Annotated in this window: 22 protein-coding genes; 11 read left to right on the forward strand and 11 right to left on the reverse strand. The window is 73.2% G+C overall.

Translation table 11 applies throughout. The features are described 5' to 3' along the window. The first annotated feature begins 125 nt into the window (after positions 1 to 125). From K7862_RS04955 to K7862_RS04965, 3 genes are all read left to right on the forward strand, one after another. On the forward strand, positions 126 to 2,186 hold the full coding sequence (locus K7862_RS04955; RefSeq protein ID WP_372461512.1) for a DEAD/DEAH box helicase: 2,061 nt from the start codon (positions 126 to 128) through the stop codon (positions 2,184 to 2,186). A gap of 151 nt (positions 2,187 to 2,337) precedes the next feature. After that, positions 2,338 to 3,231, forward strand: a complete 894-nt coding sequence (locus K7862_RS04960; protein ID WP_222961019.1) for an alpha/beta fold hydrolase — start codon at positions 2,338 to 2,340, stop codon at positions 3,229 to 3,231. Between the two features lie 93 nt (positions 3,232 to 3,324). Further along, positions 3,325 to 3,465, forward strand: a complete 141-nt coding sequence (locus K7862_RS04965; RefSeq protein WP_222961021.1) for a DUF8834 family protein — start codon at positions 3,325 to 3,327, stop codon at positions 3,463 to 3,465. Between the two features lie 117 nt (positions 3,466 to 3,582). Here the strand turns inward: K7862_RS04965 and K7862_RS04970 are convergent, their stop codons facing one another. The 3 genes from K7862_RS04970 to K7862_RS04980 all read right to left on the reverse strand — a co-directional run bounded on the left by K7862_RS04970 (position 3,583) and on the right by K7862_RS04980 (position 5,955). Continuing rightward, entirely contained in the window at positions 3,583 to 4,194 is a 612-nt protein-coding gene (locus K7862_RS04970) for a MarC family protein (RefSeq protein ID WP_222961023.1), read from the reverse strand. Positions 4,195 to 4,285: 91 nt separating this feature from the next. Beyond that, positions 4,286 to 5,185, reverse strand: a complete 900-nt coding sequence (locus K7862_RS04975; RefSeq protein WP_222961025.1) for a PHP domain-containing protein — start codon at positions 5,183 to 5,185, stop codon at positions 4,286 to 4,288. Between the two features lie 131 nt (positions 5,186 to 5,316). After that, positions 5,317 to 5,955 (reverse strand): DUF6758 family protein, encoded by a 639-nt coding sequence (locus K7862_RS04980; protein ID WP_222961027.1) that lies wholly within the window; start codon positions 5,953 to 5,955, stop codon positions 5,317 to 5,319. A gap of 194 nt (positions 5,956 to 6,149) precedes the next feature. Between K7862_RS04980 and K7862_RS04985 the strand changes: the two genes are divergently transcribed. Continuing rightward, on the forward strand, positions 6,150 to 7,406 hold the full coding sequence (locus K7862_RS04985; RefSeq protein WP_222961029.1) for an MFS transporter: 1,257 nt from the start codon (positions 6,150 to 6,152) through the stop codon (positions 7,404 to 7,406). A gap of 25 nt (positions 7,407 to 7,431) precedes the next feature. Here K7862_RS04985 and K7862_RS04990 read toward each other — a convergent pair whose 3' ends face one another. Next, positions 7,432 to 8,025, reverse strand: a complete 594-nt coding sequence (locus K7862_RS04990; protein ID WP_222961031.1) for a suppressor of fused domain protein — start codon at positions 8,023 to 8,025, stop codon at positions 7,432 to 7,434. A gap of 359 nt (positions 8,026 to 8,384) precedes the next feature. Here K7862_RS04990 and K7862_RS04995 point away from each other — a divergent pair, with 359 nt between their 5' ends. Beyond that, positions 8,385 to 9,518, forward strand: coding sequence for a magnesium and cobalt transport protein CorA (locus K7862_RS04995; protein WP_222961033.1), 1,134 nt, complete (start codon positions 8,385 to 8,387; stop codon positions 9,516 to 9,518). Here the strand turns inward: K7862_RS04995 and K7862_RS05000 are convergent. Then, positions 9,515 to 10,594, reverse strand: a complete 1,080-nt coding sequence (locus K7862_RS05000; protein ID WP_372461505.1) for a DMT family transporter — start codon at positions 10,592 to 10,594, stop codon at positions 9,515 to 9,517. The two genes, K7862_RS04995 and K7862_RS05000, sit on opposite strands and share 4 nt — an antisense overlap. A 136-nt stretch (positions 10,595 to 10,730) precedes the next feature. On the opposite strand from K7862_RS05000, the gene K7862_RS05005 reads away from it, so the two are divergent. Beyond that, on the forward strand, positions 10,731 to 11,228 hold the full coding sequence (locus K7862_RS05005) for a hypothetical protein (RefSeq protein WP_222961034.1): 498 nt from the start codon (positions 10,731 to 10,733) through the stop codon (positions 11,226 to 11,228). Between the two features lie 47 nt (positions 11,229 to 11,275). Here K7862_RS05005 and K7862_RS05010 read toward each other — a convergent pair whose 3' ends face one another. Continuing rightward, a complete protein-coding gene (locus K7862_RS05010; protein WP_222961035.1) occupies positions 11,276 to 12,028 on the reverse strand; it encodes a hypothetical protein in 753 nt (250 codons plus the stop codon). Between the two features lie 165 nt (positions 12,029 to 12,193). Here K7862_RS05010 and K7862_RS05015 point away from each other — a divergent pair, with 165 nt between their 5' ends. Genes K7862_RS05015 through K7862_RS05025 form a run of 3 tightly spaced genes read left to right on the forward strand, consistent with a single transcriptional unit; the run spans position 12,194 to position 15,382 of the window. Further along, entirely contained in the window at positions 12,194 to 13,582 is a 1,389-nt protein-coding gene (locus K7862_RS05015; RefSeq protein ID WP_222961039.1) for a magnesium transporter MgtE N-terminal domain-containing protein, read from the forward strand. Continuing rightward, positions 13,572 to 14,168 carry a DUF1003 domain-containing protein gene (locus tag K7862_RS05020; RefSeq protein WP_222961041.1) on the forward strand — a complete coding sequence of 199 codons (597 nt, stop codon included), beginning with the start codon at positions 13,572 to 13,574 and terminating at the stop codon, positions 14,166 to 14,168. The genes K7862_RS05015 and K7862_RS05020 overlap by 11 nt, the downstream gene beginning before the upstream one ends. Positions 14,169 to 14,200: 32 nt before the next feature. Continuing rightward, positions 14,201 to 15,382: an Mrp/NBP35 family ATP-binding protein gene (locus tag K7862_RS05025; RefSeq protein WP_222961043.1), complete on the forward strand. Its 1,182-nt coding sequence runs from the start codon at positions 14,201 to 14,203 to the stop codon at positions 15,380 to 15,382. A gap of 153 nt (positions 15,383 to 15,535) precedes the next feature. On the opposite strand, the gene K7862_RS05030 is transcribed toward K7862_RS05025, so the two are convergent. The 4 genes from K7862_RS05030 to sigE form a co-directional block, all read right to left on the reverse strand. Then, positions 15,536 to 16,150: a hypothetical protein gene (locus tag K7862_RS05030; protein ID WP_262412686.1), complete on the reverse strand. Its 615-nt coding sequence runs from the start codon at positions 16,148 to 16,150 to the stop codon at positions 15,536 to 15,538. A gap of 182 nt (positions 16,151 to 16,332) precedes the next feature. Then, a complete protein-coding gene (locus tag K7862_RS05035; protein ID WP_222961045.1) occupies positions 16,333 to 16,773 on the reverse strand; it encodes a sec-independent translocase in 441 nt (146 codons plus the stop codon). A 133-nt stretch (positions 16,774 to 16,906) separates the two neighbouring features. Then, a complete protein-coding gene (locus K7862_RS05040; protein ID WP_222961048.1) occupies positions 16,907 to 17,773 on the reverse strand; it encodes an anti-sigma factor family protein in 867 nt (288 codons plus the stop codon). Continuing rightward, the gene (gene sigE, locus K7862_RS05045) at positions 17,770 to 18,552 is read right to left on the reverse strand and encodes an RNA polymerase sigma factor SigE (protein WP_222961050.1); all 783 of its coding nucleotides are present in this window, start codon (positions 18,550 to 18,552) and stop codon (positions 17,770 to 17,772) included. Before sigE ends, K7862_RS05040 begins: the two co-directional genes overlap by 4 nt. 209 nt (positions 18,553 to 18,761) lie before the next feature. On the opposite strand from sigE, the gene K7862_RS05050 reads away from it, so the two are divergent. Continuing rightward, entirely contained in the window at positions 18,762 to 19,403 is a 642-nt protein-coding gene (locus K7862_RS05050) for an O-methyltransferase (RefSeq protein WP_308011863.1), read from the forward strand. A gap of 123 nt (positions 19,404 to 19,526) precedes the next feature. Here K7862_RS05050 and K7862_RS05055 read toward each other — a convergent pair whose 3' ends face one another. Then, positions 19,527 to 19,694 carry a DUF3117 domain-containing protein gene (locus K7862_RS05055; RefSeq protein WP_069464762.1) on the reverse strand — a complete coding sequence of 56 codons (168 nt, stop codon included), beginning with the start codon at positions 19,692 to 19,694 and terminating at the stop codon, positions 19,527 to 19,529. A gap of 312 nt (positions 19,695 to 20,006) precedes the next feature. On the opposite strand from K7862_RS05055, the gene K7862_RS05060 reads away from it, so the two are divergent. After that, a complete protein-coding gene (locus tag K7862_RS05060) occupies positions 20,007 to 20,789 on the forward strand; it encodes an enoyl-CoA hydratase-related protein (RefSeq protein ID WP_222961052.1) in 783 nt (260 codons plus the stop codon). Positions 20,790 to 20,881 lie beyond the last annotated feature (92 nt).

Genomic DNA, 20,881 nt, shown 5'->3' on the forward strand with positions numbered 1-20,881 from the left:
CAGTGCCGTCTCACAGAAGAGGCAACATCCTGACCACCACCACGTTCCGCAGCCTGGGAATCCTTCCCGAGACCGCCGAGGCCCTCGAGGCCGTCGGCATCATCACTCCCTTCCCGATCCAGGAGATGACGCTTCCGGTCGCCCTCGCGGGCAACGACGTCATCGGCCAGGCCAAGACCGGCACGGGCAAGACCCTCGGTTTCGGCCTGCCGCTCCTGGAGCGCGTCACCGTCGCCGCCGACGTCGAGGCCGGCCGCGCCGAGCCCGACCGGCTGGTCGACGCCCCGCAGGCACTCGTCGTCGTGCCGACCCGCGAGCTGTGCCAGCAGGTCACCAACGACCTGCTCACCGCGGGCAAGGTCCGCGACGTCCGGGTCGCCGCGATCTACGGCGGACGCGCCTACGAGCCGCAGGTCGAGCAGCTGAAGAAGGGCGTCGACGTGGTCGTCGGCACCCCCGGCCGCCTGCTGGACCTGGCCGGCCAGAAGAAGCTCAGCCTCCGCCACGTGCGCACCCTGGTGCTGGACGAGGCCGACGAGATGCTCGACCTCGGCTTCCTGCCGGACGTCGAGAAGATCATGGCCATGCTGCCGGCGAAGCGGCAGACGATGCTGTTCTCGGCCACCATGCCGGGTGCCGTCATCAGCCTGGCCCGCCGCTACATGTCGCAGCCCACCCACATCCGCGCGACCGCGCCGGACGACGAGGGCGCGACCGTCGCGAACATCACCCAGCACGTCTTCCGGGCCCACTCGATGGACAAGCCGGAGCTGGTCGCCCGCGTCCTGCAGGCCGACGGCCGCGGTCTGGCGATGATCTTCTGCCGGACCAAGCGGACCGCCGCCGACGTCGCCGAGCAGCTCGAACGGCGCGGCTTCGCCTCCGGCGCGGTGCACGGCGACCTCGGGCAGGGCGCCCGTGAGCAGGCGCTGCGCGCGTTCCGCAACGGCAAGGTCGACGTGCTGGTCTGCACCGACGTCGCCGCCCGCGGCATCGACGTCGAGGGCGTCACGCACGTGATCAACTACCAGACGCCCGAGGACGAGAAGACCTATCTGCACCGGATCGGCCGCACCGGCCGGGCCGGCGCCTCCGGCACCGCGCTGACGCTGGTCGACTGGGACGACATCCCGCGCTGGCAGCTCATCAACAAGGCGCTGGACCTGCCGTTCAACGACCCGGAGGAGACGTACTCCACCTCGGCTCACCTGTACGAGCTGCTGGGGATCCCCGAGGGCACGAAGGGCATACTGCCCCGCGCCGAGCGGACCCGGGCCGGACTGGACGCCGAGGAGGTCGAGGACCTCGGCGAGACCGGGCGCGGACCGCGCGGCCGGCGTGACGGGCGCGGCGGACGGCCCGCGGCCGCCGAGGAGCGCCCGGCCCGCACCCGCACCCCGCGCCAGCGGCGGCGCACCCGTCACGGCGCCGAGGTGGGCGCGGACGGCGCCGACTCCGCCCAGGCCACCTCCGGCACCGCCGAGGCGACCGCGGTCTCCTCCGGCGAGGAGCAGACCGCGCGCACGCCGCGCCGCCGTCGCCGGACGCGTTCCGGCGGGTCGGCGGGGCACGCGGGGCAGGACACGGCAGCGGTGACGGCGGCCCCGGAGGCCGCTGTGACCCCGGTCGCCGAGGCGCCCGCCCAGGACGCCCCCAAGGCTCCCCGCCGGCGCACCCGCAAGGCCGCCGAGACGGCCGTGGACACCGTGGCCCCCGCCCCGGAGACCCCGGCCGACGAGGCGCCCAAGGCACCGCGCCGCCGCACCCGCAAGGCGACCGAGGCGGCGGCCCCGGACGCCCCGGAGGCCGCGGTGACCCCGGTCGCCGAGGTCCCGGCCGAGGCGCCCGCCCAGGACGCCCCCAAGGCACCGCGCCGGCGCACCCGCAAGGCCGCCGAGACGGCCGTGGACACCGTGGCCCCCGCCCCGGAGACCCCGGCCGACGAGGCGCCCAAGGCACCGCGCCGCCGCACCCGCAAGGCGACCGCCGAGGTCCCCGCCCCGGCCGCCGCCCCCGAGGCACCGGCCACCGAGGCCCCGAAGGCGCCCCGCCGCCGCACCGCCAAGGCGACCGCCGAGGTCCCCGCCCCGGCCGCCGCCCCCGAGGCACCGGCCGAGGACGCCCCGAAGGCACCGCGCCGCCGGACCCGGAAGGCGGCCGCCGCCGCTCCGGCCGAGGCGGGCTGACGCTCCCTCAGCCGTCGGCACGGCACCGCAGCACCGCCCGCAGCCCGGCCCTTCGGCCGGGCTGCGGGCGTTGGGGCGTCCGCCGCCGCCGGAATCACGGCGGGAGTCCGCAGGCAACCTGCCGGACACGGACGGCGCGTAATCTCCCCTCATGAGCCGTCCTAGCGCCCTCGAACTGCCCGGCAACGTGTCCGCCCGCCGCCTGGAGACCGCCCGCGGCTCCTTCGCCGTGCTGGACGGCGCGCCCGATCCCCAGGTGCCGTACCGCGGCGCCGCGCTGCTCGTGCCCGGGTTCACCGGCAGCAAGGAGGACTTCCTCGACCTGCTGGCACCGCTGACCGCGGCCGGCTTCCGGGTCGTGGCGGTGGACGGGCGCGGCCAGCACGAGTCGGGCGGTCCGCGTTCGGAAGCCGCCTACGCGCAGGCCGAGTTGGCGGCGGACGTCACGGCGCAGGGCGCGGCGGTCGCCGAGGAGTACGCGACCGGCCGGCTGCACGTGCTGGGGCACTCGCTCGGCGGGCACATCGTGCGGGCCGCGGTGCTGGCGGACGGCCCGGAGCCGTGGGCGTCGCTGACGCTGATGAGTTCGGGGCCGGCGGCCGTCACCGAGGCGCAGCAGGTGCGCACGCGGATGGCCGTGGACTTCCTGCCGACGACGGACATGGAGACCGCCTGGCAGGTGATGCGCTCCATGGACGCCGAGAACGCCGCGGACGGCGCGGTGTCGGCCGCGCCGGCCTGGCTGGACGAGTTCCTGCACCGGCGCTGGGTGTCCACGGTGCCCGAACAACTGATCGCCACGGCCCGCCAGTTGATGACCGAACCCGACCGGGTCGGCGAACTCGCCACCGTGCCGCTGCCCAAGCTCGTACTCTCCGGCGAGGTGGACTACGCGTGGCCGGTGCCCTGGCTGGACGAGATGGCGGTCCGGCTCGGCGCGCGGCGCGTGGTGGTCAAGGGCGCCGAGCACTCCCCCAACGCCGAACGGCCGGCCGAGACCGCGGCGGCGCTCGTGGCGTTCTGGACGAGTGTTACCGAAGAGTAGTTAGGTCTCCGAAAAGTTTCTTTAGTCTAGGGAATAGTTAGAAGGGGGTGTTCGTTGACAACACATGTATCGCGCGACGAAGGGAGAAGCCCCATGCGCTTCGAGATCATGCGACTCGACGACGTGAACGGCACAGCCGTGGACAGCACCGTCGTGGACGCCTCCGCCGTCAACGAGGCCGTCCAACAGGCCGCCGCCCTGGGCCAGCGCATCTACATCCGCCCGGCGGACTGAGACAGCGCAGGCTTGACGCAACGGCGCCCCGTACCGATGGAGTACGGGGCGCTTTCGCGTGCCGGGGGCCGGGGCGGACCGGACCGGACCGGACCGGGCCAGAGGGGACCGGAGGGGTCAGGAGCCCTGGCCGTGGACGAAGCCGAAGACCCCGTTGGCCACCGACTGGACCGCGATCGCCGACAGCAGCATGCCGGACAGCCGGGTGACCAGCACGACACCGCCCTCCTTGATCAGCCGGATGATCGCCAGCGAGTAGCGCATGGTCAGCCAGAGCACCGCGTGCATGGCGATGATCGCCAGCCACACCGAGGTCTGCTGCTCGACGCCGTCGGCGTGCTGCACCGCGAGGATGACGGTGACGATGGCGCCCGGCCCGGCCAGCAGCGGCATGCCCAGCGGGACCAGGGCGACGTTGACGTCCTTGGTCTGAGTGGGCTCGTCGGCCTTGCCGGTGAGCAGGTCGAGGGCGATCAGCAGAAGCAGCAGGCCGCCGGCCACCCGCAGCGCCGGGACGGAGACGTGCAGGTAGTCCAGGATCTGCTGCCCGCAGATGCCGAAGACGGTGATCACGCCGAGCGCGACGGACGCCGCCTGCCAGGCCATCCGGCGCTGGACCTTGGTGGCCCGGCCGGAGGTCAGGGCCAGGAAGATGGGGGTGATTCCGGGCGGGTCCATGATCACGAACAGCGTGACGAAGACCGACCCGAACAGGGTGAAGTCGAACATGCCAGGGCTTTCGGGGTCGTACGGGGGTGAGGGACGGGCTCCGTCGCACGGGACGGGCGCGTCCGGGGACGGCGGGCGGGTTGCGGCCCGGCTAGACGGCGCTGATGGGCTGGGCGCCGGTCGCCCTGCGGGCGATCTCCCGGTAGACCTCGGGGTCGGTGGTGCACTCGCCGAGGCGGACCGTCTTGCGGCTGCCGTGGTAGTCGCTGGAACCGGTGACGAGCAGGCCGTGGTCGGCGGCGAGGGCGCGCAGGCGGGCCCGGGTCGGCTCGTCGTGGTCGGTGTGGTCGACCTCGAGGCCGTCGAGCCCGGCGGCGGCCAGTTCGGCGATCACCGTCTCGGGCACGGTCTCACCGCGCTTGTGGGCCCCGGGATGCGCGAAGACCGTGACGCCGCCCGCCGCCTTCACCAGGCGGACGGCCTCGAACGGGTCGAGTTCGTGCTTGGGGACGTAGGCCCGGCCGTCGTTGGCCAGCCACGCGGAGGTGAACGCGTCGGAGACGCTGTCCACGACGCCGGCCTCGACCATCGCGGCGGCGACGTGCGGCCGCCCGACGGAGACCTCGGGTGCGGCCGCCGCGGGCGCGATGCCCGCCTCCGCCGGGATCCCGGCGATGCGGGCCACCTGTTCCCAGGTCACCGGGACACCCAGCTCCTGGAGCTTGGCGACCATGCCGCGGGCCCGGGGCACCCGGTCGTCGCGGACGAGTTCACGCTCGCGGTGCAGTTCGGGCTCGGCGGGGTCGAAGAGGTAGGCCAGCATGTGCATGCTGATGCCCTGTACCCGGCAGGACAGCTCGGCGCCGGTGACCAGCGTCAGCGGACCGCCCGGCTCGGCCAGGGCGCGCGCCGCCTCGGCGTGCCCGGCGACGGTGTCGTGGTCGGTGAGCGCCACCACGTCCAGGCCGGCCGCCCGGGCGTTGCGCACCAGTTCGGCGGGCGTGTCCGTGCCGTCGGAGGCCGTGGAGTGGGTGTGCAGGTCGATGCGCACGGCACAGGCTCCAGGGGGACGGCGGACAGCGGGGGCGGATACAAGGATAGCGCCCTCGCACACCTGCGATTCCCAGGGGACGGCCGGGATCGGCTCCTACGATCCCCGGCCGCCGGCAGCACGGACCGGCGTCAGGCCAGCAGCCGCGGGGAGAGGGCGCCGCAGGGCAGCAGGTCGACCTCGGCGCCGGCGTCCCGCAGGTCGGTCAGCACCAGCTCGTCGTACATCAGCAGCCCGGTCTCCTCGGGCCAGACGATGGCCCACAGCCACAGCCCGCGGGCCTCCCCGGCGAACACCACCCGGTCCTCAGGGGCGCCGTTGACGTGCCACAGCGGGGTGGGACGGCCCGCCGCGAGCACCTTGGCGTGCGCGGGCTTGTCCACGCACATGTCCGGGCCCGGATCGGGCCCCTTGATGCCGGCGTAGCGCGCCCCGAGCCCGACCCCGAGCTCCTCTGCGACCAGCATCAGCTCTCCCGGACCCCCGAGCGGTCCGGGCCCCGAGCAGGCCACCGCGGTGGCCCGGCCGCCGCTGCGGTCGTCGCCCGCCGCGGCGATCCCGGAGAACAGCCAGCCCACGGGAAGCGGCCACGGCATCCAGACCGGGACCTGGGACCGGTGCACGACCACCCCGAGCGCCTCCACGCTCGGCGGCACCACCGGCTGCAGCGGGTACACGGTGCCGTGCACATCGCACTGCCAGGAATCGGCGAAGAGCCCGGGTGCACGGACCCTGCCACCGCACTTCGGGCAACTGGGTTCGCCCCTCATAACGCCCCACGGTCCTCCTGGCCTGTGCCCGCGTCAAGGACGATCACCCGTCCGGCCCCGGGGCGCGTGCTGCACCCCTGCCGACCTGCGGACCTGCGGATATCGGTGCCGTTTGCATCAGTTGCTATAGCCAACTTAATATGTGTATGACACAACTACTTCGTCGCCGTCCCCCGGCGAGAAGGGACTCCCTCATGGACCACGCGGACCCCGCTCGCGCGGGGGACAAGGTGAGCATCCTCCGCCAGCCCACCGCGGTGTGGGCCACCGCGGGCGCGGCCGTCGTCGCCTTCATGGGCATCGGGCTGGTCGATCCGATCCTGCCGTCGATCGCCAAGGGCCTGAACGCCACACCCAGCCAGGTCTCCCTGCTCTTCACCAGCTACTTCCTGATCACCGCGGTGGCCATGCTGGTCACCGGCTTCGTCTCCAGCCGGATCGGCGGCCGCAAGACGCTGCTGGCGGGCCTCGCGCTCGTCGTGGTCTTCGCCGGGCTCGCCGGCACCTCGGACTCCGTCGGCCAGCTCGTCGGCTTCCGGGCCGGCTGGGGCCTGGGCAACGCGCTGTTCGTCTCCACCTCGCTGGCCGTCATCGTCGGCGCGGCCAGCGGCGGCGCCGCGTCGGCCATCCTGCTCTACGAGTCAGCGCTGGGCCTGGGCATGGCCTGCGGTCCGCTGCTGGGCGCCGTGCTCGGCGACATGAAGTGGCGCTACCCGTTCTTCGGCACCGCCGCCCTGATGGCCATCGGCTTCGTGGCGATCTCGCTGTTCCTCAAGGAGCAGCCCAAGCCCGCCGCCCGCACCTCGCTGCTCGATCCGGTCAAGGCGCTCGGGCACGGCGGCCTGGCGTCCGCCGCGGCGTCCGCGTTCTTCTACAACTACGCGTTCTTCACCGTGCTGGCGTTCACGCCCTTCGTCCTGAACATGTCGCCGTACCGGTCCGGCGCGGTGTTCTTCGGCTGGGGCGTGCTGCTCGCGGTCTTCTCGGTGCTGATCGCCCCGCGCCTCCAGGCCCGCTTCGGGTCGCTGAAGGTGCTGGGGTCCTCGCTGGTGCTGCTCGCCGCGGACCTGGTCGTGCTCGGCTACGGCAGCCACACGACCGCGATCGTCTGCACGGTCCTGTCCGGCGCGTTCATCGGCGTCAACAACACCGTCTACACCGAGCTGGCGCTCGGCGTCTCGGACGCCCCCCGGCCGGTGGCCAGCGCCGGCTACAACTTCGTCCGCTGGTTCGCCGCCGCCGCGGCCCCCTACCTCGCGCCGAAGATCGAGGAGTGGACCGACATCCACATCCCGTTCGTGGTCGCGGCCGTGGCCGCCGTCGTGGGCGCGGGCGTGATCGTGGTGCGGCGCCGGCACCTGACCGTGGTCCACGGCGAGGACGTCGTCGCGCGGTCCCACCCCGCGCCGCACGCCGCCGCGGGCGCCGCGACGGCCGAGGCACACGGCTGACCTCCGCGACGGCGGGGGCGCGGGTCTAGTCCAGCGGGACCGAAGCGCGGCGCGGGTCGCGCAGATCGGTGCCGCGGGCCAGCCAGCGCTCCTGCAGCGCCGCCGCGCCGTGCACCCGCTTCCACGCGGCCTCGTTGGACGTCATCGGCAGCAGCGGCAGAAAACGCACCGGGTCCAGGGGCTCGTCGAGGTCGAGATCCTCGACGAGCCCTCCGTTCTCCGCGACCAGCACCGCCGAGAAGGGCGCGTCCGGCCACAGCGGCCCGCCCAGGTCCAGGGAGTTCCCCGGCGCCACCACCACGCCCTCGACCTGCGGCGACGCGGCCAGCACCGCCAGCGGGCGGAGCACCTTGTCGGTGTCTGCGAGCCCGGCCCGCACCGAGAGCACCAGCTCGGCCCGCGGCCCGCGCACCGGATCGCTGACCGTCACCGCGAGCGCCTCCGGCTCGGTCATCGGCTGCGCCGACATGCCGAGGGTGGCGTACCGCAGCAGGTCGCCGTCGCTGAAACGGAGCACTTCGATGCGTTCGGTTCCCAGGAACGTCACGGCGGCCCGGGCGTCCGGTTCGCCCAGCGCCGACCGCAGTCGCGCCTCCACCAAGGCCAGGACATCTGTCATAGGCGGAGCATAGAACGCGTATGGAAGGCGCAAAGGGCGGCCATGGGCCCGCGCGAAGTTGATAAAGTGGAGCGTTCACGTATCGCGGTCCCCTGGCGGGGAACGGCTGGAGGAGGTGGGACTGACATGGATCGAAGTCGACCGTGCAGTACCGGCAGCTCTTCCCCGTATTGCCGACTCGCATCCTGAGCCCTCGCGTTCCATACCCGGCTGTCCGGCCCTGAAACGCGTGTCGCCCCCGGCTTGCCCGCGGCTGCTGCCCGCGGCGGAAGAGCGCCCTGAACTGCCTGCGATCAACCTGTCCTGATCAGCATTTCAGTGCGGCGTGAGCCGTCGGCCAGTCCGTGAAGGAGCTTGCCATGTCGATGATCCGTGATCTGCGCGCTGTCGTTCGCCCCACCCTGCGCAAGTCCCCGGCGTCCTACGACTACGGCCCGGCTCAGGACCCCGCGGCGAGCAGCGCCGTGGTCGACTGCGCGGTGTACCGCGACGGCGTGCGCTGCAGCGACACCATCAATCTGCGCGACGCCCTGGACCGGGTCCGCGAGGGCCGTCCCATCGAGAGCTGCGACGGCAGCAACGGCTTCGTCTGGATCGGCCTGCACGAGCCCACCGAGCAGGAGTTCGCCGGCATCGCCGAGGAGTTCGGGCTGCACCCGCTGGCCGTCGAGGACGCCGTGCACGCCCACCAGCGGCCCAAGCTGGAGCGGTACGACGACTCGCTCTTCACCGTCTTCAAGACCATCCGCTACGTCGAGCACGCCGAACTCACCGCGACCAGCGAGGTCGTGGAGAGCGGCGAGGTGATGGTCTTCACCGGCCGGTACTTCGTGATCACCGTGCGGCACGGCGGCCACGGCTCGCTGCGGGCGCTGCGCCACCGCCTCGAGGACGACCCCGAGCTGCTCGCCAAGGGCCCCTCGGCGGTCCTGCACGCCATCGCCGACCAGGTCGTGGACGACTATCTGGCGGTCACCGAGGCGGTGCAGGACGACATCGACGAGGTCGAGATCGACGTCTTCTCCGCGGGCAACGGCAAGGCCTCGCGCGGCGGCGACGCCGGGCGGATCTACCAGCTCAAGCGCGAGGTCCTGGAGTTCAAGCGCGCGGTGTCCCCGCTGCTGCGGCCGATGCAGCTGCTGGGCGAGCGGCCGATGCGGCTGATCGACCCGGAGATCCAGAAGTACTTCCGTGACGTCGCCGACCACGTCGCCCGCGTCCACGAGCAGGTCACCGGCTTCGACGACCTGCTCAACTCGATCCTGCAGGCCAACCTCGCGCAGGCCACCGTGGTGCAGAACGAGGACATGCGCAAGATCACCGCGTGGGCGGCCATCCTCGCCGTACCGACGATGATCACCGGCGTGTACGGCATGAACTTCGACCACATGCCCGAGCTGCGCTGGAAGTTCGGCTATCCCGCGGTGCTCGTCGCCATCGTGGCCATCTGCTACGCCATCCACCGCGGCTTCCGCCGCAACGGCTGGCTCTAGGCGGGCGGCCGCGACGCCGGGGCCGGGGCGATGTCCGCCTGGGTCCGGGCGATGTCCGCCTGGACCGGGGGAATCTCCGCCGGGGCGGCCTCGGCCTGGACCGGGGCGACTTCCGCCGGGGCCTCCGCGGGAGTCGCGGCGGCGCCGTCGCCCCTGCGGTCGGCGAGGATGACCAGGGCCAGGCCCGCGAGGATCACGGCGAGCGCGGGGTAGGCGGCGGCCGGCGGCGTCTGGCCGAGCCACAGCGCCGCGATCAGGGCCGCGCCCGGCGTCTCCAGCAGGATCGCGGTGGAGACCGTGGACGGGCCCAGCCCCCGCACGACGCGGTTGAAGAGCGAGTGCCCGAGCAGTTGGGCGACCACGGTCAGCGCGGCGATCTTCAGCCACGTCCCGCCGTCGTACCCGGCCAGCGCCGACCCGGACACCAGGCAGGCGGCCAGCAGCGCCACGGCGGTCGTGGAGTAGCAGACGAACGTGTACGCGGTGGTGCTCGCGGTGCGCCGCACCTCGGAGCCGAGCAGCATGTACCCGGCCGCCGCCATGCCGGCCGCCAGAGCCAGACCGTCGCCGATCAGCGCCCGGGGGTCGGTGGACAGGTCGATGCCGGTGAGGATGAGCACGCCGGCGACCGCCAGCGTGGTGCCCGCCCACACCAGGCGCGGCGGGCGGTGGCCGCGCAGCCGCAGGATCAGCGTCGTCCACATCGGCGTGGTGGTGACCAGCGCGGTCGAGGTGGCGACGGACGTCATGCCCAGGCTCGGCAGCCACAGGCCGAAGTGCAGGGCCAGCACCAGGCCCGCGCAGCCCGACAGCAGCAGGGCCCTGCGGCCCATCCGCCGCAGCTCACCGCGGTGCCGCCACAGGGCGACCGGGCTGAGCACCCCGACGGCCATGGCGTTGCGCCAGAACGCGATGGCCAGCGCGGGCGCCGCGGTCGCCGCGATGAGCGGCGCGGACATCGAGACACCCGCGATGGCCACCGCGAGGAGCGTGAAGTCCAGGCTCCGGCCGGGCGTGCCGGGCGGTGCCGCGGCCGCGGTGGGGCGGGTGGCGGCGGCGCTCTGCGGGGCGGTCACGGTGCTCCTCGTGCTCCTCGTTCTCGGGATCCGCGGTCGCGGGCCGGCGTCCCCAGGGTAAGGCGCGTGGACCGCCCGAGCGCCTGTCGTCCAGGGCGCGGAACGGCGGGCCCGGACAGGCCCTAGGGTGGGCGGCATGAGTGACGAGCTGACCGCCCTCGTCGAGGAGGCGACCAAGAAGTCCGGCCTGGTCTGGGTGAACGGGCAGGCTCTCTGGCACGCCTGGGTGGACCGGGCGATGGTGCTGGTCGGCGGGCCCGGTGAGCAGCCGCTGCCGGGGCTGCGGGACGGTGGTTCCGCCGAGGTGACGGTGCGCAGCAAGGACAAGGGCGGGCGCCTGGTGTCCTGGCCGGCCCGGGTCACCCTGCTCGCGCCGGGCGGCGAGCCCTGGCAGGCGGCGGCCGCCGAGCTGAAGGGCAAACGCCTCAACTCCCCGGACGGGGAAGGCGTCATGGACCGCTGGGCGCGCGAGTGCTCGGTGTTCCGGCTGGCTCCCGACGGTCCCCCGGCCGAGTACCCGGGCGCGATGCCGTCCGGCTCCGGCGCGGCCGTGCCGGTGCCCAGCGAGGCCGTCACCCGGCGCCCGGTCCCGGCGGGGTTGCCGCGGCTGCTCGCCCGCCGGCGCAAGCGCTGACCGCTTCCTTCGGGACCGCCGCGTCCCTCCGCCCCGCTTCCGGAGCGCTACTTCGAGGACTTCGGAGCCGGCGTGGGCGTGGCGCCCACCGTCGAGCCGTAGTCGACGACGGCGTCCTTGGCCGGGGCGCTGAGCGTGACGTCCTGCCCCCAGTCGGTCAGCGTCAGCGTGCCCCCGTTGCCGACCCGCTGGTAGCGCAGCGGGTAGGGCGTGCCCTTGAGGGAGACGTCCATCGAGCCGCCCTTGGAGCCGTCGAGGGCGATCGTCCGGGTGTCGCCGACCTTGCGGTGCTGACCGACCGAGACCGTGCCGTCCAGCAGGAACAGGTCCTTCAGCAGCAGCTTCTTCTCCGTCAGGCCGCTGAACTGCTGGTAGGCGGGGTCGCCGGAGGGCACCTTGACGTACTTGCCGTCGAGCCTGGCGGCCGCGGCCTGGCTGTCCTTGTCGCTGCCGCCGTCGCCCCAGAACGACGTGCCCGCCTTCAGGTAGAGGTCCGTGCCGATCCGCAGCAGCTCGAAGGTGCTGCCCTTGGTGGTGACCTCGCCGGCCCCGCCGTCGTCGCTCAGCCGCATGTCCAGCCGGTAGCTCTGGCCGAGGCTGACGACGGTGCCGGCCAGGTGGACGGTGTGCGCGGCGGCCGCGGCGGCCTCGGCCCGCTGCTCGATGGTCCGCGCCGGCAGCTTGCCGACGCCGTTGGTGCCCGCGTCCGGGTCGCCGCCCAGGCCCAGGCAGCCGCCGAGCAGGGTTCCGGCACCGGTCACTGCGAGGGCGGCTGCGAGCGTACGGCGGCCGGAAGTCACGGGTCTTCGTCCTCCAGTGGGGGCAGGGTCGGGCCCTGGGGAAGCTACCGCAAGGTACCCCGGCAGAGCACCCCGCGGGGCGCCCAAGATCGGCGCGGAGTAGCCTGGCGACGGATGTGCGGTGAACCGGAACAGCCGTCCGCCGACCGGTAGGAGGCACCCCTGATGGCCGCAGGCGCCCCCCGGGTCTTCGTCTCGCACCTTTCCGGCGTGGCCGTCTTCGACCCCAACGGCGACCAGGTCGGCCGGGTCCGCGACGTCGTGGTGATGCTGCGGGTCGGCGGCCGGCCGCCGCGGGTGCTCGGCCTGGTCGTCGAGGTGGTCGGCCGGCGCCGGATCTTCCTGCCGATGACCCGGGTGACGGGCGTGGAGTCCGGTCAGGTCATCACCACCGGCGTGCTGAACATGCGGCGCTTCGAGCAGCGGCCGACCGAGACGCTGGTGCTGGGCGAGCTGCTGGACCGCCGGGTGCGCCTGGTGGACACCGAGGCGGGCGAGAGCACCGAGGGGAACGGCGGCGCCGGGGACGGCGGCGAGGACGGCGAGGAGGTCACCGTGCTCGACGTGTCGATGGTGCAGCTGCCCGCCCGCCGCGACTGGGAGCTCGACAAGGTCTTCGTGCGCCGCGGCAAGACCGGCGCCCTGCGCCGCAAGGGCGAGACGCTGACCGTGGACTGGTCGGCGGTGACCGGCTTCCGGCTGGCCGAGGAGGGCCAGGGCGCGGAGAACCTGGTGGCCACCTTCGAGCAGCTGCGCCCCGCCGACCTGGCGAACGTCCTCCACCACCTGTCCCCCAAGCGCCGCGGGGAGGTCGCCGCCGCGCTCGACGACGACCGGCTGGCCGACGTCCTGGAGGAGCTCCCGGACGACGACCAGGTGGAGATCCTCAGCAAGCTGAAGGAGGAGCGGGCCGCCGACGTCCTGGAGGCGATGGACCCGGACGACGCCGCCGACCTGCTGGCCGAGCTCCCCGACGAGGAGCAGGAGCGGCTGCTGGCCCTGATGCAGCCGCAGGACGCGGCGGGCGTGCGGCGGCTGCTGTCCTACGAGGAGCGCACCGCGGGCGGCCTGATGACCACCGAGCCGATCATCCTGCGCCCGGACGCCACGGTCGCCGACGCGCTGGCCCGGATCCGCAACCCCGACCTGTCCCCCGCCCTGGCCGCGCAGGTGTACGTCACGCGGCCGCCGGACGAGACGCCGACCGGCAAGTACCTGGGCCTGGTGCACTTCCAGCGGCTGCTCCGCGACCCGCCGTTCACCCTGCTCGGCTCGATCGTGGACACGGATCTGCAACCGCTCACCCCCGAGACCCCTCTTCCTTCCGTGACGAGCTTCCTTGCCACGTACAACATGATCTCGGCCCCGGTGGTGGACGCCGGCGGCTCGCTGCTGGGCGCGGTGACCGTCGACGACGTGCTCGACCACCTGCTGCCCGAGGACTGGCGGGAGACCGACCTGCACGGCGCCGCCGGGCCGGAGAGCGTGTCCCGTGAGGCGGCCGCTCGTGACGAGGCGGAGCGCGGGCCGATGGAGACAGCCGATGGCAGCTGAGGAGCGGGACCGCGCCCGGCACCCCGCCGGGGCCACCGCCACCGGACGCCCGCGGGTGCGGCTGGACCAGCCGCGCAAGCCGCGGCGCAGCCTGCTGCCCACCTACGACCCGGAGGCGTTCGGCAAGTTCTCCGAGCGGATCGCGCGTTTCCTGGGCACCGGACGATTCATCGTCTGGATGACCGGGGTCATCGTCGTGTGGCTGCTGTGGAACGTCTTCGCACCGCGCCACCTGCGGTTCGACCCGTACCCGTTCATCTTCCTGACGCTGATGCTGTCGCTGCAGGCCTCCTACGCGGCGCCGCTGATCCTGCTGGCGCAGAACCGGCAGGACGACCGGGACCGGGTCAACCTCGAACAGGACCGCAAGCAGAACGAGCGCAGCATCGCCGACACGGAGTACCTGACCCGCGAGGTGGCCGCGCTGCGGGTGAACCTCGGCGAGGTCGCGACCCGCGACTGGATCCGCTCCGAACTGCAGGATCTGCTCAAGGAGATCGACGGCAGATCCGGTGGCCACTCCGGTGGCCACTCCGGTGGTCACTACGCGGCGCGCAGTGACGAAGGAGACGGCCGGGCCCGCTGATCGCCCGGCGGCCGCCGCCGTACCATCAACGTATGGCTACCTCCACCCCCGCTGGGCCCGCACGGGAAGTGCCGTCGGGCACGCCGACCGACGACGCGGTACGCGCCGCGCTCGCCACCGTGAACGACCCGGAGATCCACAAGCCGATCACCGAGCTCGGCATGGTGAAGTCCGTGGACATCGCGGCCGACGGCGCGGTCGACGTGACCGTGTACCTGACCGTCTCCGGCTGCCCGATGCGGGACGAGATCACCGGTCGCGTCAGCACGGCGGTGGGGCAGGTCCCCGGAGTCACCTCGGTGCGGGTCGCGCTGGACGTGATGAGCGACGAGCAGCGGCGTGAGCTGACCGCCTCGCTGCGCGGCGGCCAGGCCGAGCGGGAGATCCCGTTCGCCAAGCCCGGCTCGCTGACGCGGGTGTACGCGGTGGCGTCCGGCAAGGGCGGCGTCGGCAAGTCCTCGGTGACGGTCAACCTGGCTGCCGCGATGGCCGCCGACGGGCTGAAGGTCGGCGTGGTGGACGCGGACATCTACGGCCACAGCGTGCCGCGCATGCTCGGCGTGGACGGCCGGCCCACCCAGGTCGAGAACATGATCATGCCGCCGGCCGCGAACGGCGTGAAGGTCATCTCGATCGGCATGTTCACCCCGGGCAACGCGCCGGTGGTGTGGCGCGGCCCGATGCTGCACCGCGCGCTGCAGCAGTTCCTGGCCGACGTGTACTGGGGCGACCTGGACGTGCTGCTGCTCGACCTGCCGCCCGGCACCGGCGACATCGCCATCTCGGTCGCCCAGCTCGTGCCGAACGCGGAGATCCTCGTGGTGACCACCCCGCAGCAGGCCGCCGCCGAGGTGGCCGAGCGGGCCGGCTCGATCGCGGTGCAGACGCACCAGAAGATCGTCGGCGTGGTGGAGAACATGTCGGGCATGCCGTGCCCGCACTGTGACGAGATCGTGGACGTCTTCGGCACCGGCGGCGGTGACCGGGTCGCCGAGGGCCTGACCCGCACGACCGGCGCCACCGTGCCGGTGCTCGGCCGGATCCCGATCGACGTGCGGCTGCGCGAGGGCGGCGACGACGGCCGCCCGGTGGCGGTCTCGCACCCCGACTCCCCCGCGGGCGCCGCGCTGCGCACGATCGCCGGGAAGCTCGGTGGCCGGGCCCGCGGCCTGGCGGGGATGTCCCTGGGCATCACCCCGCGCAACAAGTTCTGACAGGGCCGCACAGACGCCACAGTGCCCCCGCTCCGGCCGGAGCGGGGGCACCGCCGTTACACGGCGTCGTACGCAGTGGCGGGCGGCACGTGCCGGGGCCGCCAGAGGGACGCTGCGGCCGCCGGAGAGCCGCTGTGGCGGCCGGGGGGCCGCTCAGCTCCCGTACTGGGCGATGTCGCGCACCACGCTGAGGGCGAGCCCGTAGGCGGACATGCCGCGCCCGTACGCGCCCAGGTGCACCCCGCGGGCGGCCCCGGCCATCACCCAGCCGTACTCGGACTCGCGGTAGTGGAAGGGGGTCGGCTCGCCGTCCACGGGGAGGGTGAGCGTCGACCAGCCCGGGCCCGCCAGGTCGTCGGCGAGCTCCCAGGCGGTGGCGGTCTGCTGGTCCATCCAGTCCTGCCGCAGCGCCCGCTCCATGGTGGCGGGCCAGGTGCACGACAGGAGGCCTGAGCCGGCCAGCCAGGCCGCGGAGGACACCGAGGTGGCCTCCAGCACGCCCGTGCCGTCGGCGCTGCGGCGTCCGGGCCGGCGGGCGACCGTGACGACCACCGCGAACCGCTGCCCCTCGGGGTCCGCGGCCTCGGCCTTGAGCGAGGGCTCGTCACCATGCCCTATCGAACCGTGTTCGACGGTGCCGTCGGCGCTCACGCCCACGGTCCCCAGCCAGCGGCGTCCGGTGAACGCGCTGTCCAGTCCATACCACGGGAAGTCGGCCATCAAGTAGCCGTCGACCGCCCCGTGTGCTGTGCCGGTCTTCGTCTCCATACGGGTCGCGCCTCCTCCAGTGCCCTCATGGGCCACGCCATCTTGCCCGACCCTGGGAGGGTTCGGGGGCCGAAACGGCGTGGGGTGACGGCGAACACACGCGCATAGCTCACCCTATGGGGTGAAAAGGGTCCATAGGGTTGACGTGTGTCGGGGGCGGACCAGCGACGATCGTGTCGCGCTCAGGTCGCGTCGGAGTCGAACGGCGGCGCCTCGCCCGGGTCCAGCTTGTCCCGCTTGGTCAGCCGGTCCGAGGTGCGCGTCGCGGGGGCGGCGGCGCCCGGCTCCACGCCGTTCACCGCGTCGGTGACCTCCGCCATGTCCTTGCGCAGGTCGAAACTGTTGCGCAGGTCCTTGATCTCGTTGAGGCCGTACTCGTCGTTGTCGCTCATCAGGTTCTTCTTGATGAACGTCTTCGGGTTGAGGTCCTCGAACTCGAAGTCCTTGAACTCCGGTCCCAGCTCCCGGCGGATGTCCTCCTTGGCGCTGTCGGAGAACGCCCGCACCTTCCGGATGAAGGCCATCGTGTCCTGGATGACCTTCGGCAGCTTGTCCGGGCCGAAAACGAGAACGGCAAGGACGACGAGTGCGACCAGCTCCAGCGGGCCTATGTCGAAGAACACCTTGCAGCTCCTTGAGACGTCCTCAGCCGGGTGGGCAGGGTCCGGCGGACATTACGGTACCTGCCCCCACGGGGCACGCGGGAGTGGGTGAGGCCAACAGTATGCCGACCGGGGGTGAATCGTGGTCCGCGGCTCAGTGCAGAACGACGGAGGACTGCGACGTCAGCGGCACGGACGTGGCCGAGGCCGCCGCGGACGCGGCCACCACCGGGGCGCGCCGCAGCCGCTCGTCACGGGCGTCCAGGACGCCGCGCGGGGTCACCCCGCGGGTGTCGCTGACCGCGCTCGTGTCGGCGCTCAGCGGGCTGACCGCCGGTCCGTCGTCCGGCCGGGCACCGCCGTCGACGGCCGCCTCCATGGGCAGCGCCGAGCCGATGGCGATGGCCGCCAGCGAGAACGCGCCGGCCGCCGCGAAGGCGAGCCTGCGTCCACGCGACGCCGCCGCCGTGACCGAACCCGGGGACGAACTCTCGTCCGGGTCCGGTACGACGGGGCTGACGGCCCTGGCCGGCTGGTGGATGCGGAAGCCGCGCGACCGTGAGCCGACGGGCGCGGCCAGGTCGCGGCCAGGACCGAGATAGGAGAACTCACCGCGCCGCCCGGAGCCGAACACACCGGACCCCAGCAGGCCGCCGTCGAACGGTCCGCGGCGGTCCTCGGTGGCCGGGGGCATGCCGCGGTCACCGGGCAGGTCACGGGAGCCGTCGCCGTCGCCCGGGCCGTCGCCACCCATGCCGGGCAGGCCCTGCAGACGGGCCAGCAGCCCGGCCGATATGGCAGGCAGTTCCGAGGCCGCGACGACGCTCTTCAGCCGCCGCTGCTCGGCGGCGGCCGCCTTGCACTGCGGGCAGGTCGCCAGATGGGCGAGTACCCGGTCCCGGCTGTCGTCGGTGAGTTCGCCGTCGACGAACGCCGACAGCCGGTCTCCAAGGTGCTGCTCGGCGGGCGCGGAACGCTGGTCGCGTTGGGGACGCTGCTCGCCGGAAGCGTTGCTGCTCACGCTCTCCCGCCCTCCAGGCCAGGTTTCGGTGCGGCGGCAGCGAGCGCGGGATCCTGCTGAGCGGTAGCGGGAGCCCGGTGCTCCAGCGCCTTCCGGAGGTGCGAGCGGCCGCGGTGGATGCGGCTGCGCACCGTGCCGAGCTTCACGCCGAGGGTGGCGGCGATCTCCTCGTACGACAGCCCCTCGATGTCGCAGAGCACCACGGCGGCACGGAACTCCGGTGCGAGGGTGTCCAGCGCCTGCTGGACGTCCGCGTCGAAGTGGGTGTCGTTGAAGTGCTGCGCGGGGGACGGCTCGCGGCTGGGCAGCCGCTCCGCCGCGTCGTCGCCGAGGGCGTCGAACCGGATGCGCTGGCGGCGCCGCACCATGTCCAGGAACAGGTTGGTGGTGATGCGGTGCAGCCAGCCCTCGAACGTGCCGGGCGTGTAGGTGGACAGGGAGCGGAAGACCCGCACGAAGACCTCCTGGGTGAGGTCCTCCGCGTCGTGCTGGTTGCCGGTCAGGCGGTAGGCCAGCCGGTACACCCGGGCACTGTGCGTACTGACGATCTCCTCCCAGGAGGGAGGTGTCCACGACGGGGCGTCGCCGTCGGCGAAGGTCGCGGTGGCGGGGTTCGCGTCGGCGGGGACGGTGTCGCGTGAACGTGTGTCATCAGCGGTGTTGGTCACGGATTCGGGCTGTCCGGCCGACCTGCGGAAGCGTGAGAACACTCCCCGGTCACCGGCCGCAGCCGCACCTCCCCTGTCGGCTCTGGTGGTCTCCAGTAGAGCCCCTACCATATCCACCTCGCCCGTTAGCTCCGGATAAATGCGCTGTTGCCAAGGGGCGGGAACCTGGCTGCTCTCCCGCCCAGTGCCTTCGCTGTCACTAACGCACAGTCCCATCTGCGGGTTCCCCACCCCAGCGGATACAGTCGCCCGGGCGGAGCACAACAGCGCGCCGAACCGGGACCGGCCCGGGACCGCGCACGGGCGACGGGGAGAGGGCCATTAGCGGGAACCGGCAGGCGAGCTGGGCTTTCGCCGACGCGTTCGTCGCCGAGGACGATGCCCTGGTACGCGCCCGCGCCCGCTCGCACGCCGAGGGGCTGCGGCCGGTCTCGCCCGGCACGGGCGCGGCGCTGCGGCTGCTCGCGGCGGCCGGCGGCGCGAAGGCCGCGGTGGAGATCGGCACGGGTGCCGGGGTCTCCGGCATCCACCTGCTGCGCGGCATGCGGCGGGACGGCGTGCTGACCACGGTGGACACCGAGCCGGACCGCCAGCAACTGGCCCGCGAGGCGTACCGGGAGGCGGGTTTCGCCGCCAACCGCTCCCGTTTCATCTGCGGCAGCGCCCTGGACGTGCTGCCGCGCCTCACCGACGGCGGCTACGACCTGGTGTTCTGCGACGCCGACCGCCGCGAGTACCTGGACTATCTGGACGAGGCGATGCGGCTGCTGCGGCCGGGCGGGGTGGTCTGCTTCGAGGGCGCCTTCGGCCGGGGCCGGGCGCTGGACGCGGCCCACCACGACGACGAGGCGCTGCGGCTGCGCGAGCTGATGCGCGTCGTCCGCGACAGCCCCCACCTGGCCCCCGTCCTCCTCCCCACCGACGACGGCCTGCTCTGCGCGGTCCGCGCCCTCGGCACGTAGGCCTCTCGGGCGAAGGGCGCGTCGGCACCGGGTCCGAGCGCCCGCAGGCGAGAGGCCGGACGCAAAAGCCGCGGCCACGCACACCTGGGTGCGTGGCCGCGGCCGGGTCTGGGACAGCTGGTCTCAGGCGATGGCCTTCTTCAGCGCATCGCCGAGGGCATCCGCCTCGTCCGGGGTCAGCTCGACGACAAGCCGCCCGCCGCCCTCCAGCGGAACGCGCATGATGATGCTCCGCCCCTCCTTGGTCACCTCGAGCGGGCCGTCACCCGTCCGCGGCTTCATGGCCGCCATGCTCGTTCCCCTTCCTGAAACCAGCTCGGACTCGAACACATTGGTTCTCGGCCATTATCCCGCATCTTCCGACCCGATGACCAATAGCGATGTGAGGACGTTCACCGCCCGGCGTGCGCATATCCGGCCATTTCGCTGGGCGGGCGGGGATTGTGGGGTTTGCCCGGCCGCCGGGTCTGCCCGGAATGTTTGACGTACGTCACATGTCCGCCCACGGCAATGTCCGGCATTCTGACCACCACATGACCGCGCACGTCAGTGCGCCATCATGACCGCGACGACCGCGACGACCGCGACGAAGGGGTATCCGCGATGGCCGACAGCGTTCTGTACGAGGTGGACGGCGGACTCGCCACCGTCACCTTCAACCGTCCCGAGGCGATGAACGCGCTCGACACGGCGACCAAGGACGCGCTGCGCGACGCCCTTCAGGAGGCGGGCGCCGATCCCGCCGTACGGGCCGTGCTGCTCACCGGCACCGGCCGGGCCTTCTGCGTCGGCCAGGACCTGAAGGAGCACGTCGCCGTGCTGGAGGCGGGCGGGGGCATGACCACCGTCGCCGAGCACTACAACCCCATCGCCACCGCCATCGCGACCATGCCCAAGCCGGTGGTCGCCGGGGTGAACGGGGTCGCGGCCGGCGCCGGGGCGGGCTTCGCGTTCGCCGCGGACTACCGCGTGGCGGCCGACAGCGCCTCCTTCACCACCGCCTTCGTGGGCGTGGGGCTCTCCGCCGACTCCGGGATGTCCTGGACGCTGCAGCGGCTCGTGGGCTACGGCCGGGCCGCCGAGCTGCTGCTCTTCCCCCGCCCGGTGCGGGCCGCGGAGGCACTGGAGCTGGGCCTGGTGCACCGGGTGGTGCCCGCGGCCGACCTGGCCGCCGAGGCCCTGTCGGTGGCCCGGCAGCTCGCCGAGGGCCCGACGGTCGCCTACGCCGGGATCAAGGAGGCGCTGGCCTTCGGGTCGGCGAACGGGCTGGTCGACACCCTCGCCCGCGAGGACGTGCTGCAGACCCGGTCCGGCGCCTCCGCCGACCACCGCGCCGCGGTCGCCGCGTTCCTGCGCAAGGAGGCCCCGGTCTACGCGGGCCGCTGAGCCCGGTGGGCCGGGCCCCGCAGGGCCCGGTCCGCCCGGCACGCGCCGCCCGGGTCCGCCCGGTCCGCCCGCCCCGCACGTCCGGGGCCGGG

Source organism: Actinacidiphila acidipaludis (assembly GCF_019890725.1).
GTDB classification, from domain to species: Bacteria; Actinomycetota; Actinomycetes; order Streptomycetales; family Streptomycetaceae; genus Actinacidiphila; species Actinacidiphila acidipaludis.

What these genes read in the sequence shown, in the direction of transcription:
- K7862_RS04955 (WP_372461512.1), top strand. Translation starts at nt 126, where the DNA reads ATGACGCTTCCGGTCGCCCTCGCGGGCAACGACGTCATCGGCCAGGCC.
- K7862_RS04960 (WP_222961019.1), top strand. Translation starts at nt 2,338, where the DNA reads ATGAGCCGTCCTAGCGCCCTCGAACTGCCCGGCAACGTGTCCGCCCGC.
- K7862_RS04965 (WP_222961021.1), top strand. Translation starts at nt 3,325, where the DNA reads ATGCGCTTCGAGATCATGCGACTCGACGACGTGAACGGCACAGCCGTG.
- K7862_RS04970 (WP_222961023.1), bottom strand. Translation starts at nt 4,194, where the DNA reads ATGTTCGACTTCACCCTGTTCGGGTCGGTCTTCGTCACGCTGTTCGTG.
- K7862_RS04980 (WP_222961027.1), bottom strand. Translation starts at nt 5,955, where the DNA reads ATGAGGGGCGAACCCAGTTGCCCGAAGTGCGGTGGCAGGGTCCGTGCA.
- K7862_RS04985 (WP_222961029.1), top strand. Translation starts at nt 6,150, where the DNA reads ATGGACCACGCGGACCCCGCTCGCGCGGGGGACAAGGTGAGCATCCTC.
- K7862_RS04990 (WP_222961031.1), bottom strand. Translation starts at nt 8,025, where the DNA reads ATGACAGATGTCCTGGCCTTGGTGGAGGCGCGACTGCGGTCGGCGCTG.
- K7862_RS04995 (WP_222961033.1), top strand. Translation starts at nt 8,385, where the DNA reads ATGTCGATGATCCGTGATCTGCGCGCTGTCGTTCGCCCCACCCTGCGC.
- K7862_RS05005 (WP_222961034.1), top strand. Translation starts at nt 10,731, where the DNA reads ATGAGTGACGAGCTGACCGCCCTCGTCGAGGAGGCGACCAAGAAGTCC.
- K7862_RS05015 (WP_222961039.1), top strand. Translation starts at nt 12,194, where the DNA reads ATGGCCGCAGGCGCCCCCCGGGTCTTCGTCTCGCACCTTTCCGGCGTG.
- K7862_RS05020 (WP_222961041.1), top strand. Translation starts at nt 13,572, where the DNA reads ATGGCAGCTGAGGAGCGGGACCGCGCCCGGCACCCCGCCGGGGCCACC.
- K7862_RS05025 (WP_222961043.1), top strand. Translation starts at nt 14,201, where the DNA reads ATGGCTACCTCCACCCCCGCTGGGCCCGCACGGGAAGTGCCGTCGGGC.
- K7862_RS05030 (WP_262412686.1), bottom strand. Translation starts at nt 16,150, where the DNA reads ATGGAGACGAAGACCGGCACAGCACACGGGGCGGTCGACGGCTACTTG.
- sigE (WP_222961050.1), bottom strand. Translation starts at nt 18,552, where the DNA reads ATGGTAGGGGCTCTACTGGAGACCACCAGAGCCGACAGGGGAGGTGCG.
- K7862_RS05055 (WP_069464762.1), bottom strand. Translation starts at nt 19,694, where the DNA reads ATGGCGGCCATGAAGCCGCGGACGGGTGACGGCCCGCTCGAGGTGACC.
- K7862_RS05060 (WP_222961052.1), top strand. Translation starts at nt 20,007, where the DNA reads ATGGCCGACAGCGTTCTGTACGAGGTGGACGGCGGACTCGCCACCGTC.